The sequence below is a fragment of the Klebsiella aerogenes KCTC 2190 genome (genome assembly GCF_000215745.1).
GTDB classification, from domain to species: domain Bacteria; phylum Pseudomonadota; class Gammaproteobacteria; order Enterobacterales; family Enterobacteriaceae; genus Klebsiella; species Klebsiella aerogenes.
Window position 1 is genome coordinate 1060365 of the sequence record NC_015663.1, and the last position, 14900, is coordinate 1075264.

Annotated in this window: 12 protein-coding genes and 1 pseudogene; 7 read left to right on the plus strand and 6 right to left on the minus strand. The window is 55.6% G+C overall.

Going from position 1 to position 14900, the window contains the following annotated elements; translation table 11 throughout:
• Positions 1-62: 62 nt before the first annotated feature.
• The 5 genes from hofQ to pilM are packed head-to-tail and all read right to left on the minus strand — an operon-like array spanning position 63 to position 3355.
• Positions 63-1304: a DNA uptake porin HofQ gene (hofQ, locus tag EAE_RS05265; RefSeq protein WP_015369385.1), complete on the minus strand. Its 1242-nt coding sequence runs from the start codon at positions 1302-1304 to the stop codon at positions 63-65.
• The gene (locus EAE_RS05270) at positions 1216-1617 is read right to left on the minus strand and encodes a HofP DNA utilization family protein (RefSeq protein WP_015703655.1); all 402 of its coding nucleotides are present in this window, start codon (positions 1615-1617) and stop codon (positions 1216-1218) included. The genes hofQ and EAE_RS05270 overlap by 89 nt, the downstream gene beginning before the upstream one ends.
• Positions 1607-2044, minus strand: a complete 438-nt coding sequence (locus EAE_RS05275) for a HofO family protein (RefSeq protein ID WP_015703656.1) — start codon at positions 2042-2044, stop codon at positions 1607-1609. Before EAE_RS05275 ends, EAE_RS05270 begins: the two co-directional genes overlap by 11 nt.
• Positions 2028-2567, minus strand: coding sequence for a PilN domain-containing protein (locus EAE_RS05280; protein WP_015703657.1), 540 nt, complete (start codon positions 2565-2567; stop codon positions 2028-2030). The genes EAE_RS05275 and EAE_RS05280 overlap by 17 nt, the downstream gene beginning before the upstream one ends.
• Positions 2568-2569: 2 nt before the next feature.
• Positions 2570-3355, minus strand: coding sequence for a pilus assembly protein PilM (pilM, locus tag EAE_RS05285; protein WP_015703658.1), 786 nt, complete (start codon positions 3353-3355; stop codon positions 2570-2572).
• A 214-nt stretch (positions 3356-3569) separates the two neighbouring features.
• On the opposite strand from pilM, the gene mrcA reads away from it, so the two are divergent.
• Both mrcA and EAE_RS05295 read left to right on the plus strand, forming a co-directional pair.
• Positions 3570-6128 carry a peptidoglycan glycosyltransferase/peptidoglycan DD-transpeptidase MrcA gene (mrcA, locus tag EAE_RS05290; protein WP_015703659.1) on the plus strand — a complete coding sequence of 853 codons (2559 nt, stop codon included), beginning with the start codon at positions 3570-3572 and terminating at the stop codon, positions 6126-6128.
• Between the two features lie 237 nt (positions 6129-6365).
• A pseudogene (locus EAE_RS05295) lies at positions 6366-7371 on the plus strand (hypothetical protein).
• A gap of 514 nt (positions 7372-7885) precedes the next feature.
• Here EAE_RS05295 and nudE read toward each other — a convergent pair.
• The gene (gene nudE, locus EAE_RS05300; RefSeq protein ID WP_015703662.1) at positions 7886-8446 is read right to left on the minus strand and encodes an ADP compounds hydrolase NudE; all 561 of its coding nucleotides are present in this window, start codon (positions 8444-8446) and stop codon (positions 7886-7888) included.
• A 285-nt stretch (positions 8447-8731) separates the two neighbouring features.
• On the opposite strand from nudE, the gene EAE_RS05305 reads away from it, so the two are divergent.
• From EAE_RS05305 to pckA, 5 genes are all read left to right on the plus strand, one after another.
• Positions 8732-10861, plus strand: a complete 2130-nt coding sequence (locus EAE_RS05305; protein WP_015703663.1) for an intracellular growth attenuator family protein — start codon at positions 8732-8734, stop codon at positions 10859-10861.
• 60 nt (positions 10862-10921) lie between these two features.
• Positions 10922-11605: a GMP/IMP nucleotidase gene (gene yrfG, locus EAE_RS05310; protein ID WP_015703664.1), complete on the plus strand. Its 684-nt coding sequence runs from the start codon at positions 10922-10924 to the stop codon at positions 11603-11605.
• Positions 11602-12003, plus strand: coding sequence for a ribosome-associated heat shock protein Hsp15 (gene hslR / locus EAE_RS05315; RefSeq protein WP_015703665.1), 402 nt, complete (start codon positions 11602-11604; stop codon positions 12001-12003). The genes yrfG and hslR overlap by 4 nt, the downstream gene beginning before the upstream one ends.
• 26 nt (positions 12004-12029) lie before the next feature.
• Complete coding sequence (gene hslO / locus EAE_RS05320; protein WP_015703666.1) at positions 12030-12908, plus strand: Hsp33 family molecular chaperone HslO; 879 nt, start codon at positions 12030-12032, stop codon at positions 12906-12908.
• Positions 12909-13265: 357 nt separating this feature from the next.
• Positions 13266-14885, plus strand: coding sequence for a phosphoenolpyruvate carboxykinase (ATP) (gene pckA / locus EAE_RS05325; protein WP_015703667.1), 1620 nt, complete (start codon positions 13266-13268; stop codon positions 14883-14885).
• Positions 14886-14900: the final 15 nt, after the last annotated feature.

Consider the following 14900-nt stretch of genomic DNA (forward strand, 5'->3'; position numbering starts at 1 on the left):
CTTGTATGCTAAATCCGTCCCCGCGTCAAACACCTGAAACGTGTTTAGCATGAAAAACCCGCTTAATGTACTGCCAGAATACGCGGCGTGATGAAGACAACCAGTTCACGTCGTTCATTATCTTTACCATCATGGCGAAACAGCTGCCCGAGCAAGGGGATTTCGCCAAGCAACGGCACGCTGTCGCGCGCCGACTTATTCTTTTGCGAAAAAATACCGCCCAGCGCCAGGGTCTCGCCGCTTTTCACCTCGACTAAGGTTTCAATTTCTTGCTTATCAATTGCCAACGCTTCGCCATTCTCCTGCTGCAGTACCTGGCCTGGCGTATTTTCGCTAATGCGCAGCTTCAGGCGAACGCGATCCTGCTGTAGCACCGTCGGCGTCACTTCCATCCCCAGGACCGCCTCTTTAAACTCGACCGAGGTGGCGCCGCTTTCTCCGCTGGAGACCTGATAGGGGATTTCGCTGCCCTGTTTGATACTAGCGGGTTGCATATGCGACGCCAGCAGGCGCGGGCTGGCGATGATGTCCACCTGCTGCTTTTGCTCCAGCGCGGAAAGCTCCAGCTCCAGTAATCGCCCGTTGATCCGGCCGATATTAAAGCCGCCGCGGGTGGTTGCGTCTGACACCGCCAGATTGCTGCTCAGATTAGTAATTTTCCCCATCCCCGGCGTACTGCTGGCCTCCGCCAGGCTCCACTTCACGCCAAGCTCACGCAGGCTGGTCGCGCTCATTGACACAATGTGCGCCGCCAGTTCCACCTGCCCGACCGGCAGATCCATCTCTTCAGCCCACGCCTTCAGCGCCGGCAAATGACGATCGTCGTCGCGGATTAGCAGACGATTAGTACGCCGATCGACAGTCATCGTGCCGCGGGCGCTCAACAGCTTGCCCCCGGACTTCGCCAGTTCGTCTGCGTCAGCATAGCGCAGCGGGATACTGTGGTTACGTAATGGCAGATTCTGCCAGCGTCTGGCCTGCTCGGCTTCCTGCTGCGCCCGTTTTGCTTGCTGCCACGCCTGTGTATGGATGTACAACACCGTGCCCTGCCGGGCCATTGTCAGCCCGGCGCTATCGACAACCGACTGGAGCGCCTGTCGCCAGGGAACGCTGTTTAAGTGGAGCGACAATGTACCACTGACCTCCGGCGCCACGATTACATTAAGATTTTGCATTTCCGCCAGGCTTTGCAGTACCTGGACCACTGGTACATCATCAACCACCAGCGACACCGGCGGTTCTTTTTTCGTCGCCGCGGCCAGCAACGGCAGCAGCAGAAGTAGCAGGCTTATCCTTCGCATCATGTTGGCTTCCCTTACGTGACCAGACCCAGCGTGCGGGTTCACACCCGGCACTGGCCTCCAGAGTTAATGTTTCTGCCGTTAGCTGTCGAATTCGCCAGCCGCCGGGCAAAACGTCGTTGCGTCGTACACGCCGCCACTGACCGGTGTGATCCTGAATAAGAGCCAGCCACAGCGCCGGGTGGCCAGTTCCGCCGCCGTAGCGCCACTGTGTCAGTGGCGTGGTCTGGCAGCGATCCTCGACGGGTAAAAAAGGATCCCGCGCCCCTGTCAGCAGAGGACAAACCAACAGCAGCATGTATCCTTTATGTTTCATCGTCCCTCTCCAGCTGCAGCGACAACTGCAACGCTCCTTTTTCGGCATTCAATGAAAAAGCGCCAGGATGTACCCCGCAATCGGCAAGCCAGGCAAACAGCGGCGGCACCGCCTGCCAGTCAACCACAGCAAGCATTTCGCCACCGCGCCCCCTCGGTTGCCAGGCCTGTAAGGCGACGCCGGCGACAGGCGGCTCCAGCGGCGAAAAACGCCGGGTAGTCCAACTATGGACTACCCGTTGCTGCAGCGTGGCGCGCAGCGGCAATATTCGCCGCCATTGCGCCTGTAGCGGCACATTCGCGGGCGGTGAAACGCTGACAGCAGCAAGCGAAAACGCCAGACACATTGCCGCAGCCAACACTGCACCGCAGAGTAACGTCAACGACCACCCACGCAGCGCCAGCAGGCGTTCAATCGCTACCCGCATCGGTGGTTTCTCCTGCAAGGAAAAAGCTGAATGACCAGCGCCCCTGTGCATCACGCCGCGTCGCCCCTGGCGTAACCGGTTGAAAATCCTCCAGCTTGCTGAGCGCTTTTTCCAGCGCCGCCACCGCCTTGAGGTTCAGCGCCAGGCCGTTGAGGGTGATTCCCTGCGGCTGGTAGTCCAGCCTGGTCAGCCACAGCGGCTCCGGCAATAGTGCAGCCAGCGATAACAGTCGCGGCTGCCAGGCATGCGTCGCCGCCCTCCGCTGCGCTCGCCGTGCCTGCCGCTCACCGCGCTGTATTTCCTCACGCATCTCCCGCTCGCGTTGCAACAGCGCGGAATAAAGCAGATTGTCGGCCTGGGTGCGCATTACCTGCTGCGTCACATCCATCTGACGTAACGTGCGCGTCGCTATCGTCAGGGTGGCGATGCTTAGCGCCATCGCCGCCGCCAGCAGCCCGCCCAAGCGCAAGCATTGCCGCCGTCGCGTCTCGCGCCACGGCAGAAGATTAATCTGCTGCGCCATAGTTATTTACCTCCCAGCGCCAAACCAAGCGCGATAGCAAAGCGATCGCCGCAGGCGGGAAGCGGCGGCTGCAGGCGGTGGATCACGCTCCAGCAATCAAAGCTATTTTCCGCCAACGGCAGGCTGCTACAGAGCTGGAACTGTTCATCATTGAGGCGCGAGGTTAAGTGCGAGAAAGAGGGGGCTTCAGCGCAAGGACAATAGCCCCAGCGCTCCTGGGTCGCCCATAACCACTGCGCGTCCCCCTGCCAGACCAGGCCCTGAGTCGCGTCAGTAAGCCAGGGAAAAAAAGAAGTGAGAGCAGCCGCATCCGGTACGATAGCCGCCAGGCGCAGCTTAAGCCTCCGCGCCAGCTGACGCAGGGCGTCGATATCCAAACGCTGAGCCGCCGTCGCCTGCCAGCCATCGTTTGCCGCGCGGGCGGCGTAATCGATACACAGCGAAGAGGCAGGCATTTCCAGCTGACGCGCCATCGTGCCCGCTATCCATGTCGCTCTTTCGCTTTCCCGCAGCGACACCTGTGGCGCGGGCAACTGCTTTTGCAGCGTACGGCTGGCAGGAAGCGCAATGCACACCTGATGCTGTAACGGCAGCTCGCGGCGCCATGCACGTAACCGCTTCACCACCTCATTGATGTCAACGATGCTGCCCTGCACCACCAGGCCGGGCGGCAGCGGAATTCGCCACCAGCGACGCAAAGCCCAGCGCCCGCGTTCGTACAACAGCGCCACGATGGCGACGCTATCCTGTTGAATATGAATTCCTATACGCCAATTTCTGAAAGTCATGCTTAGATCTCCTTATCCGCGATTGCGATTCAAGGAGCAGCCTGGATATACCATGTGGCGAAATGGGGGCTTTTAGCGTCGATCGACACGCCGTCCGGAAAGCATAGCGCCAGCAAGCCGCCCCGTGGGGGTATATCAATGCTCCTGGCTTGCCTTTATACTACCGCGCGTTTGTTTATAAACTGCCCAAATAAAACTAAATGGGAATTCTCCGGTGAAGTTCGTAAAGTATCTTTTTATCCTTGCAGTTTGTTGCGTTCTGCTGGGAGCAGGCTCGATTTATGGCCTCTACAAATTTATAGAGCCGCAACTCCCCGATGTCGCGACCTTAAAGGATGTGCGCTTGCAGATCCCGATGCAGGTTTATAGCGTGGACGGCGAGCTTATTGCGCAATATGGCGAAAAGCGCCGCATCCCCGTCACTCTGCAGCAGATGCCGCCGGAGCTGATAAAAGCGTTTATCGCGACTGAAGATAGCCGCTTCTATGAGCATCATGGCGTCGATCCGGTGGGGATTTTCCGCGCCGCCAGCGTGGCGATGTTCTCAGGCCATGCCTCGCAGGGCGCCAGTACCATCACTCAGCAGCTCGCACGTAACTTTTTCCTCAGTCCGGAAAAAACGATAACGCGTAAGATCAAAGAAGTTTTCCTCGCAATCCGCATCGAACAGCTGCTGAATAAAGACGAAATTCTCGATCTTTACCTCAACAAAATTTACCTCGGCTACCGTGCCTATGGCGTCGGCGCCGCCGCGCAGGTTTACTTCGGTAAATCAGTCGATCAGCTGACGCTGAGCGAAATGGCGGTTATCGCCGGTCTGCCGAAAGCGCCTTCCACCTTTAACCCGCTCTATTCGCTGGACCGCGCGACCGCGCGTCGCAACGTGGTGCTGTCGCGAATGTTAAGCGAAGGCTATATCACTCAGGCACAGTACGATCAGGCGCGCAGCGAAGCGATTGACGCCAGCTACCATACGCCGGAAATCGCCTTCTCCGCCCCGTATCTGAGCGAAATGGTGCGTCAGGAGATGGTCAACCGCTACGGCGAGCAGGCCTACGAAGACGGCTATCGCGTCTACACCACCATCACGCGTAAAAACCAGCAGGCCGCCCAGCAGTCGGTGCGTAAAAACGTGCTCGATTACGACATGCGACACGGCTATCGTGGCCCGGCCAATGTGCTGTGGAAAGTTGGCGAGACCCCGTGGGATAACAAAAAAATCCTCGATACGCTGAAAAAACTGCCGGGCGTCGGCCCGCTGGCCCCGGCGGTAGTCACCTCCGCGAACCCGCAGGAAGCGGTCGCGTTGCTGGGCAACGGCACGTCGGTGGCGTTAACGATGGATGGCGTCCGCTGGGCGCGTCGCTACGTTTCCGATACGCAACAAGGCTCGACGCCGCGCAAAGTGACCGACGTCATTCAGACCGGGCAGCAAATTTGGGTGCGCAAAGAGGGCGACAAATGGTGGCTGTCGCAGGTGCCGGAAGTAAACTCCGCGCTGGTATCTATCAACCCGCAAAATGGCGCGATTATCGCTCTGGTCGGCGGCTTTGACTTCAATCAGAGTAAGTTCAACCGCGCTACCCAGGCGCTGCGTCAGGTTGGCTCCAATATCAAGCCGTTCCTTTATACCGCGGCGATGGACAAAGGCTTAACCCTCGCCAGTATGCTTAACGATGTGCCGATCTCCCGCTGGGATGCCGGCGCGGGCTCCGACTGGCGGCCGAAAAACTCGCCGCCGCAGTACGCCGGCCCTATTCGTCTGCGTCAGGGATTAGGCCAGTCGAAGAACGTGGTGATGGTGCGCGCGATGCGCGCAATGGGCGTCGATTATGCGGCAGAGTATCTGCAGCGTTTCGGCTTCCCGGCGCAGAACATCGTCCATACCGAATCACTGGCGCTGGGTTCTGCTTCCTTTACCCCGCTACAGGTCGCCCGCGGCTATTCGGTAATGGCCAACGGCGGCTTCCTGATTAATCCGTACTTTATTAGCAAGATTGAGAACGATCAGGGCGGCGTGCTGTTTGAAGAGCGGCCTAAGATCGCCTGTCCGCAGTGTAATTCGCCAGTGATCTACGGCGATACGCCGAAATCCAATGTGCTGGAAAACCAGGATGTTGAAGAGGTCGCCACCTCTCAGGAGCCGCAAAACGGCGACGTTCCGCCGCAGCCGCAGCTTGAGCAGGCTAATCAGTCGCTGGTCGCGCAAAGCGGCGCGCCGGAGTATGCCCCGCATGTCATCAACACGCCGTTGGCCTTCCTGATTAAGAGCGCGCTGAATACCAATATTTTCGGCGAACCGGGCTGGATGGGCACCGGCTGGCGTGCGGGCCGCGACCTGCAGCGTCATGATATCGGCGGCAAAACCGGTACCACCAACAGCTCAAAAGACGCGTGGTTCTCCGGCTACGGTCCTGGCGTCGTGACGTCGGTGTGGATTGGCTTCGATGACCACCGCCGCGATTTGGGCCGTACCACCGCTTCCGGCGCGATTAAAGATCAGATTTCGGGTTATGAAGGCGGCGCTAAAAGCGCCCAACCGGCCTGGGATGACTTTATGAAACGGGTACTTGAAGGCGTGCCAGAAGAGCCGTTAACGCCGCCGCCGGGTATTGTGACGGTGAATATCGACCGCAGCACAGGTCAACTGGCTAACGGCGGCAACAGCCGCGCCGAGTACTTCATCGAGGGCACGCAGCCTACCCATCAGGCGGTGCGCGAAGTTGGCACCACCATTACCGACAGCGGTGGCGAAACCCACGAGTTGTTCTAATGCAAGCCACCTTCTAAAAGGTGGCTTGAGAGCAGCAAAAAAACCACCGAAATGAACTGCACCCAAAAAGTTGGACACCCAACGAAGTAAGGTGCAGTTTTTTATGAGCAAAGAATTCCAGCAGGCTCAGGTTGATGATGACCTTCTATCATTGCTATCTCAGACAAAAAAAGGCTTACTGTTCTAAAAAACTTCCGATGTCCCTTTCCATGGAAACAACTAAGACAAGGATTTTTTATGTCAAGAAAACTAGCTCCTGGTTACTGTATCGTCGAACAGCCGGGCTCTATATCTCTTCAGGCTGGGTTGTTATTCCGAAACCGCAATAGCAGTGCCGCGCGTTACTTTGAACAGCTAAATGCAGGTACGCCTTGGGTCAAACCTGGGCAAATACTCATTGTCGCCGACCCAAATAGCATGATGACAGAACAGACACTCCGTTTGCTCCATCAGGCAAAACAACAGGTAAATAACAATCTGGTAGGAGTCAGTACTGATGAGGCCAGTTTTCTTCAAAGAAACTATGGAATGATTGCCGGAATAACGACTGCAGGAGATAAAATTTTTGGCGCTATCGGGGATGCTGGAGAAAAAATACTTCAAAGCTATAGAAACCACGCTAAAAAAAATAGAGGCCAGCTATCAAAATCAGTTTCGGACGCAAGGTACGCTTATAGGACAACAGTTTTTTGTTGAGAGAAATCAACTACTGGCTGAACTTAAAATATTAGTTAATAAACCTATTATTAAATATTTAGCAAAACACTCAATCAAATTCCGGCCATATGAGGATATGCGAAGAGCATTAAACCTATCCAGTCGTTCAATTGTCCATGAATGGTCAACGGTTGGAGTAGGTGCTATCCCTGGATATTCCACCTATACCGGTAATGCTGCCAGAGCGGCCCGTTTTTTAAAGTATGGCGGATATATTGGCATTGCATTTTCGTTTGCTGGGGCAACAAATAACGTTATAAAATCTTGTACTACTGGAAGAGAAAGTGAATGTGGTAATACAGAATTTAAAGAATATTTTAACTTTGGTGCAAGCACGACGTTAGGTTTAGCCGGAGGTGCTTATGGCTCCACCGGCACAGTAGCCCTTTGCGTGGGCGTAGGGCTAGCAACAGCTGGAACGGGGGCATTGCCATGCGCGATTATCGGGGGTCTTGCCGGAGGATATATAGGTGGTAAGTTCGGCGAGTACTCGTCAAAAAAAATATTGGAATTAACAGGATACTAGTAATATGCAATACCTGAGCTATGCGTTATTGATTTGTTGTGTGATAGGCATCCTGTTAATGATCGTCTCGTATTTCATATTCATTTCACACAGAAAAGAATATAGTGCCATCTTAGAAAGTTATTTAGCAAGCAAGCTTGAATTTCCAATGCTATACAACATCCAATCGATGACTGGTTTTTTTGGAGCTTATCCTGTATCACGTTTCTTTCTGGGATTAAAAGAAAATAAAAAAATCCTTTTCATCACAAAAGAAAGCAACGCATATTCATTCTTCTTACAAAAACCAACGTTATCAATAGAATGGATGAAGAAATTCTGTTTTTTCTGGAAGACATCTGTAATGTTAGTTCTTATTCCTTGTATTACCGCTTCAATTATTCACGTACTAAGTTTGGCATAACTTTCGTTTTCTTCACCATCAGTAAAGCGCCAGCAATGTTTCCAGCAGGTTTAAGTCAAAGCCACTTTCAGCGAAAATGGCTTTGACGATGGCGACAACAATGTTAGCCGCTTACAAACGCCCCTGCGCCTGTAGCCATTCACGCACCAGAAACAGCGCGCTGACGTTACGCGCTTCATTGAAGTCTTCTTCTTCCAGTAGCGACATCAGCTGCGACAGCGGCCAGCGCACCTGCGGCAGCGGTTCCGGCTCATCGCCCGGCAGCGATTCCGGATAGAGATCTTCCGCCACCATAATGTTCATTTTGCTGGAGAAATAAGATGGCGCCATGCTGAGCTTCTTCAGGAAGGTCAATTGACGGGCGCCGAAACCCACCTCTTCTTTCAGCTCGCGGTTGGCGGCTTCCATGGCCGTCTCGCCGGGGTCGATAAGCCCTTTGGAGAAACCCAATTCGTAGGATTCGGTACCGACCGCATATTCGCGGATTAAAATAATGTGGTCGTCAACAATCGGCACAATCATTACGGCTTCACGCGCGGTGGGCCGCATGCGTTCATAAACGCGACGCACGCCGTTGCTGAACTCCAGGTCCACGCTTTCAACATTAAAAAGACGCGAACGCGCTACCGTTTCAACGTTGAGAATGGTGGGTTTTTGTAATGATTTGCTCATTGTCATCGGTCTATGCTGTGATTACAGAAGTCATTGTGCGATACGCAGCACGGTTTCGGCAATCCAAATTGCCACTAATTTACATAGTTGCAACGTTTTGCTTGCAATGCAAAGATTCATAAAGATAAAAAAGTCAATAGGTTGAATTTGTTTTGAGAATTTACCGATTCCTGAGTTTTCCCGTTTTTGATAAGCTTACATGCTGCTGCATTGCACAATAAAATTTCCTGCATTAGACAACATGTGCCGATAAACAATTAAAATTACTATGACGATGGGATGGGCATGGGCACCTTTCTGACCTTTTTCACAGCTCTGCTACTCTGTGTCTTGCTTATCGGGTGGTGGTATCGATCTCATGCCAGACGTCGTCGCCTCCCCTTACTGCAAGCCTTTAGCGACGCGACGACCCGCAAGCTTTCTGATGATGAACGCCAGGCGGTCGAAAAGTATCTCGATGGCCTCAGCCAGTCGCAACAGGTACCGGCGACCGGCGCCAGCGTCGCGCCTGTCGCCCTGAAACTGAATGAGCAGAGCGACACCGTTTATACCGTCACCCGCGCCGTCACCCGCTATGGCATTTCGTCTGATGAGCCCAACAAATGGCGATACTTCCTCGACTCGGTGGAGGTTCACCTGCCGCCGTTCTGGGAACAGCATATCAACGACGAGAACAGCGTCTCGCTGATCCCAACCGACAGCCTGCCGCTGGTGATTGTTCTCAATGACCACACCTTGCGCGACTATCCGCAGGAAGCCCGCAGCTACGCGCTTGAACGCGCATCGGCTACCCAGGCGTCGATTCGCGGTGAGGAGAGCGAGCAGGTCGAGCTGCTGAACATCCGCCAGGAAACTCAGGAAGAGCATGCTCTCAGCCGTCCTGACAGCCTGCGCGAAGGGATTATGATCGTCGCAGCCTTCCTGCTGTTCTATTGCTGCCTGATCTCCCCTGACGTCTTTGCGCCGTGGCTGCTCGGCGGCGGCGTACTGTTGTTGGCAGCGGGCTTATGGGGCATCTATGCGCCGCCGCTGGCCGGTTCGCTACGCGAGATCCACTGCCTGCGCGGAATGCCGAAACGCTGGGGACTGTTTGGCGAGAACGATCAGGAACACGTCAATAATATTTCGCTGGGGATTATCGACCTTATCTATCCGCGCCACTGGCAACCGTGGATCGCCCAGGACCTGGGGCAGCAAACCGATATTGATATTTATCTTAACCGCCATGTGGTTCGCCAGGGGCGCTTCCTGTCGCTGCACGATGAAGTGAAAAACTTCCCGCTGCAGTACTGGCTACGCAGCGCGATTATCGCCGCCGGCGCGCTGCTGGTCGTCATCATGCTGTGGATTAGCGTCCCGCTGAATATGCCCTTTAAATTCACGCTCTCCTGGCTTAAGGGGGCGCAGACCATCGAAGCCACCACCGTCGGCCAGCTTGAGAAGGCGAAAGTCCGCATCGGCGACACGCTGCAGTTAAAAGGTACCGGAATGTGCAACATCCGTACGCCGGGCGCCTGGAGCGCGAAAGAAGCCTCACCGTTTACGCCGTTCGATTGTTCGCAGATCATCTGGAACGACGCGCCTCCCCTGCCGCTGCCGGAGTCCGATATCGTCGGTAAAGCCACGGCGCTGGTCCAGGCGGTACAGCGCCAGTTGCATCCTGACCCGGACGACGATTCACACGTTAGCCCGGCATTACGTTCGGCAATTCAAAAATCAGGAATGGTACTGCTGGATGACTTCGGCGATATCGTGCTGAAAACCAACGAGCTCTGTTCGGCGAAAGATGATTGCGTGCGTCTGAAGAACGCGCTGGTCAACCTTGGCAATACCCGCAACTGGGAAGCGCTAACCAAACGCGCCACTGCCGGTAAGCTCGATGGGGTAAACGTGTTGCTGCGGCCGGTGAGCGCCGAATCGCTGGAGAATCTGGTGACCACCTCAACCGCGCCGTTTGTGATGCGTGAAACCTCCCGCGCGGCGCAGGCGCTAAATAGCCCGGCCCCTGGCGGATTCCTGATCGCCAGCGATGAAGGCAGCGAACTGGTCAATCAGCCGTGGCCGGCTATCAGCCTGTACGATTATCCCGCCCACGAGCAGTGGGGCGAGCTGCAGCGTCTGGCGGGTATGCTGATGCATACACCATTCCATGCGGAGGGGATTGTCACCAATCTTTATACCGACGCCAATGGCACCCAGCATATCAACCTGCACCGCATTCCCGATCGCAGCGGGCTGTGGCGCTATCTTGGCACCACTCTGCTGCTGCTGGCGATGCTTGGCTGTATGTCGTGGCACGGCGTGCAGGCGATCCGCCGCTATCAGCGCCAGCGTCAGCGCATGGAAGAAATTCAAAAATATTATGAAAGCTGCCTGAATCCGGTTCTCATCCCTTCCCCGGATCATCAAGATTAATTCCTACGCGGCAGGGTGTGATACCCTGTCGCGCATTTCCCCCCTCGCTGGAGATTCACCATGCAAATCAATATCGCGTGGCAGGAGGTTGATACCGTTCTGCTGGATATGGATGGCACGCTGCTCGACCTCGCCTTCGACAACTACTTCTGGCAAAAACTGGTCCCGGAAACCTGGGGCGCCGCGCGCGGACTCAACCTGCAGGAAGCCAAAGCGGCAATGCATCAGGAGTATCACGCCGTGCAGCATACGCTAAACTGGTACTGTCTTGATTACTGGAGCGAGCGACTGGGTTTGGATATTTGTGCGATGACCAGCGAGCAGGGGCCGCGGGCAAAACTGCGGGAAGATACCGTGCCATTCCTTGATGCGCTGCGGGCCAGCGGCAAGCGCCGCATCCTGTTGACCAATGCGCACCCGCATAATCTGGCGGTGAAGCTCAAGCACACCGGTCTGGACGCGCACCTTGATTTATTACTTTCCACCCACACATTTGGTTATCCGAAAGAGGATCAGCGCCTGTGGCGCGCGGTGGCGGAAGAAACCGGCCTTGATGCGCGCAAAACGCTGTTTGTCGATGACAGCGAGGCTATCCTGGACGCGGCGGCGCAGTTCGGTATTCGTTATTGCCTGGGCGTCACCAATCCGGATTCAGGCCTGGCGGAAAAACAGTATACCCGCCATCCCGGCGTGAACGATTACCGGCGGCTGATCCCTTCCCTGACTCCGGAGGAGAGGCCATGAAAGATAAGCCCGCAGAAAGCGTCAGGCTGGACAAATGGCTTTGGGCAGCCCGCTTTTATAAAACCCGCGCCATCGCGCGCGAGATGGTTGAAGGCGGCAAAGTGCACTACAACGGACAACGTAGTAAGCCGAGCAAAATCGTCGAGCTGAATGCCACCCTGACCCTGCGTCAGGGCAACGACGAGCGTACCGTTATCGTCAAAAACGTTACCGAACAGCGCAGGCCAGCCAGCGAAGCCGTCATGCTGTACGAAGAGACGGCGGAGAGTATCGAGAAACGCGAGAAAGTGGCGCTGGCGCGTAAGCTGAATGCGCTCACGATGCCGCACCCAGACAGACGTCCGGACAAAAAAGAGCGCCGCGACCTGATGAGATTTAAACACGGCGACAGCGAATAGCGCTGCCGCCAGCAAGAGAGATGATTATGACTCAACACGATCAATTACATCGTTATCTGTTTGAAAACTATGCCGTGCGCGGTGAACTGGTCACCGTATCGGACACGTTGGAACAGATCCTGGCCAACCATAGCTACCCGCAGCCGGTTAAAACCGTGCTGTCGGAGCTGCTGGTCGCCACCAGCCTGCTGACCGCCACGCTGAAGTTCGCCGGCGATATTACCGTTCAGCTGCAGGGCGACGGCCCGCTCTCGCTGGCGGTAATCAACGGCAATAACCAGCAGCAGCTGCGCGGCGTCGCTCGCGTTCAGGGCGAAATCCCGGAAGGCGCGGACCTGAAAACGCTGGTCGGCAACGGCTACCTGGTCATTACCATCTCTCCACAGGAAGGCGAGCGCTATCAGGGCGTTGTTGGCCTGGAAGGCGATACCCTGGCGGCATGCCTGGAAGATTACTTCCAGCGTTCCGAACAGCTGCCGACCCGACTGTTCATTCGTACCGGCGAGCACGACGGTAAAGCGGTGGCTGGCGGCATGCTGTTGCAGGTGATGCCGGCTCAGGACGCGCAGCTTAACGACTTCGAGCATCTGGCGACCCTGACCGAGACCATCAAGGCGGAAGAGCTGTTCACCCTGCCGGCGACCGATGTATTATGGCGCCTGTACCATGAGGAAGAGGTGACGGTATACGACCCGCAAGACGTCGAGTTCAAATGCACCTGTTCTCGCCAGCGCTGCGCCGATGCGCTGAAGACGCTGCCGGATGAAGAAGTCGACAGCATCCTCGCCGACGAAGGCGAAATTGATATGCATTGCGACTACTGCGGCAATCATTACCTGTTCAACGCGATGGATATCGCCGAGATCCGCAATAACGCCTCGCCGGCGGATCCGCAGGTACACTAATCGCCCCTCTCGCCGGGCGTTGCCGGGTTTTTCTAACCCGCCGCGCCTGGCGTCAATTATTTCGACCGCGTGTTGAATCGATTTTCACTGAAAGAGTTACGTAACTTTCTTTCAAGAAAGCGATTACATTCACATTTCAGTAGTTTTTTTAATTACTTTTTAACCATTCGGAAACATCTATCGCCACCTGCGGCCGTTTTCCTGAGATAATCACGCGCACTTCGTGACAGGAGTCACTGTGTTTTTCGTAAGAAAGGCGTTTGTCGAGATACGTAAATCTATGAGCCTGGTCGCGGTCTATTCCCTGAAAGAAACCCTACAATTTAAAGCAGTACATATTGGCTAAGGAGCAGTGACATGCGCGTTAATAGTTTAACCCCGCAGGATCTCAAGGCTTACGGTATCAATGACGTCCAGGAAATTGTCCACAACCCGAGCTTCGATACGCTGTATCAGGAAGAGCTCGACCCAAAACTGGAAGGTTATGAGCGTGGCGTATTAACCAATCTTGGCGCCATCGCCGTCGATACCGGCATTTTCACCGGCCGTTCGCCGAAAGATAAATATATCGTCCGTGACGATACCACTCGCGATACCGTGTGGTGGTCTGATAAAGGCAATGGCAAGAACGACAACAAGCCGCTCTCCCAGGAAACCTGGCAGCACCTGAAAGGCCTGGTGACTCACCAGCTGTCGGGCAAACGCCTGTTTATCGTCGACGCCTTCTGCGGCGCCAACGCCGACACCCGCCTCAGCGTGCGCTTCATTACTGAAGTCGCCTGGCAGGCACACTTTGTTAAGAACATGTTCATTCGCCCGAGCGAAGAAGAACTGGCAGCCTTCGAGCCGGACTTTATCGTCATGAACGGCGCGAAGTGCACCAACCCGCAGTGGAAAGAGCAGGGTCTGAACTCCGAAAACTTCGTGGCTTTCAACCTGACCGAGCGCATCCAGCTCATCGGCGGCACCTGGTACGGCGGCGAAATGAAGAAAGGGATGTTCTCGATCATGAACTACCTGCTGCCGCTACAGGGCATCGCTTCGATGCACTGCTCCGCTAACGTCGGCGAAAAAGGCGATGTCGCCGTGTTCTTCGGCCTCTCCGGCACCGGTAAAACCACCCTCTCCACCGACCCGAAACGCCGCCTGATTGGCGATGACGAGCACGGATGGGATGATGACGGCGTATTTAACTTCGAAGGCGGCTGCTACGCGAAGACCATTAAGTTGTCGGAAGCCAACGAGCCGGATATCTATCACGCGATCCGCCGCGATGCGCTGCTGGAAAACGTCGTGGTACGGGCTGACGGCACCATCGATTTTGATGACGGTTCGAAGACCGAGAACACCCGCGTCTCCTACCCGATCGACCATATCGAAAATATCGTTAAGCCAGTGTCGAAAGCCGGTCACGCCACCAAGGTTATCTTCCTGACCGCCGACGCCTTTGGCGTATTGCCGCCGGTTTCACGCCTGACCGCTGACCAGACTCAGTACCACTTCCTGTCTGGCTTTACCGCCAAGCTGGCCGGTACCGAGCGCGGCGTCACCGAGCCGACCCCAACCTTCTCCGCCTGCTTCGGCGCCGCGTTCCTGTCGCTGCACCCGACGCAGTACGCTGAAGTGCTGGTGAAACGCATGCAGGCTTCCGGCGCCCAGGCTTACCTGGTCAACACCGGCTGGAACGGTACCGGTAAACGTATCTCAATTAAAGATACCCGCGCGATTATCGACGCCATCCTCGACGGTTCGCTGGATAACGCCGAAACCTTCACCCTGCCGATGTTCAACCTGCAGATCCCAACCGAGCTGCCGGGCGTCGATACCCATATCCTCGACCCGCGTAATACCTACGGTTCTCCGGAGCAGTGGCAGGAGAAAGCCGATCAGTTGGCGAAACTGTTTATTGAGAACTTCGAGAAGTATACCGATACCCCGGCCGGCGCTGCGCTGGTTGCGGCCGGTCCGAAGCGTTAATCAGGTCATAGAGAC

What these genes read in the sequence shown, in the direction of transcription:
- hofQ (WP_015369385.1), bottom strand. Translation starts at nt 1,304, where the DNA reads ATGATGCGAAGGATAAGCCTGCTACTTCTGCTGCTGCCGTTGCTGGCC.
- EAE_RS05270 (WP_015703655.1), bottom strand. Translation starts at nt 1,617, where the DNA reads ATGAAACATAAAGGATACATGCTGCTGTTGGTTTGTCCTCTGCTGACA.
- EAE_RS05275 (WP_015703656.1), bottom strand. Translation starts at nt 2,044, where the DNA reads ATGCGGGTAGCGATTGAACGCCTGCTGGCGCTGCGTGGGTGGTCGTTG.
- EAE_RS05280 (WP_015703657.1), bottom strand. Translation starts at nt 2,567, where the DNA reads ATGGCGCAGCAGATTAATCTTCTGCCGTGGCGCGAGACGCGACGGCGG.
- pilM (WP_015703658.1), bottom strand. Translation starts at nt 3,355, where the DNA reads ATGACTTTCAGAAATTGGCGTATAGGAATTCATATTCAACAGGATAGC.
- nudE (WP_015703662.1), bottom strand. Translation starts at nt 8,446, where the DNA reads ATGAGCAAATCATTACAAAAACCCACCATTCTCAACGTTGAAACGGTA.
- EAE_RS05305 (WP_015703663.1), top strand. Translation starts at nt 8,732, where the DNA reads ATGGGCACCTTTCTGACCTTTTTCACAGCTCTGCTACTCTGTGTCTTG.
- yrfG (WP_015703664.1), top strand. Translation starts at nt 10,922, where the DNA reads ATGCAAATCAATATCGCGTGGCAGGAGGTTGATACCGTTCTGCTGGAT.
- hslR (WP_015703665.1), top strand. Translation starts at nt 11,602, where the DNA reads ATGAAAGATAAGCCCGCAGAAAGCGTCAGGCTGGACAAATGGCTTTGG.
- hslO (WP_015703666.1), top strand. Translation starts at nt 12,030, where the DNA reads ATGACTCAACACGATCAATTACATCGTTATCTGTTTGAAAACTATGCC.
- pckA (WP_015703667.1), top strand. Translation starts at nt 13,266, where the DNA reads ATGCGCGTTAATAGTTTAACCCCGCAGGATCTCAAGGCTTACGGTATC.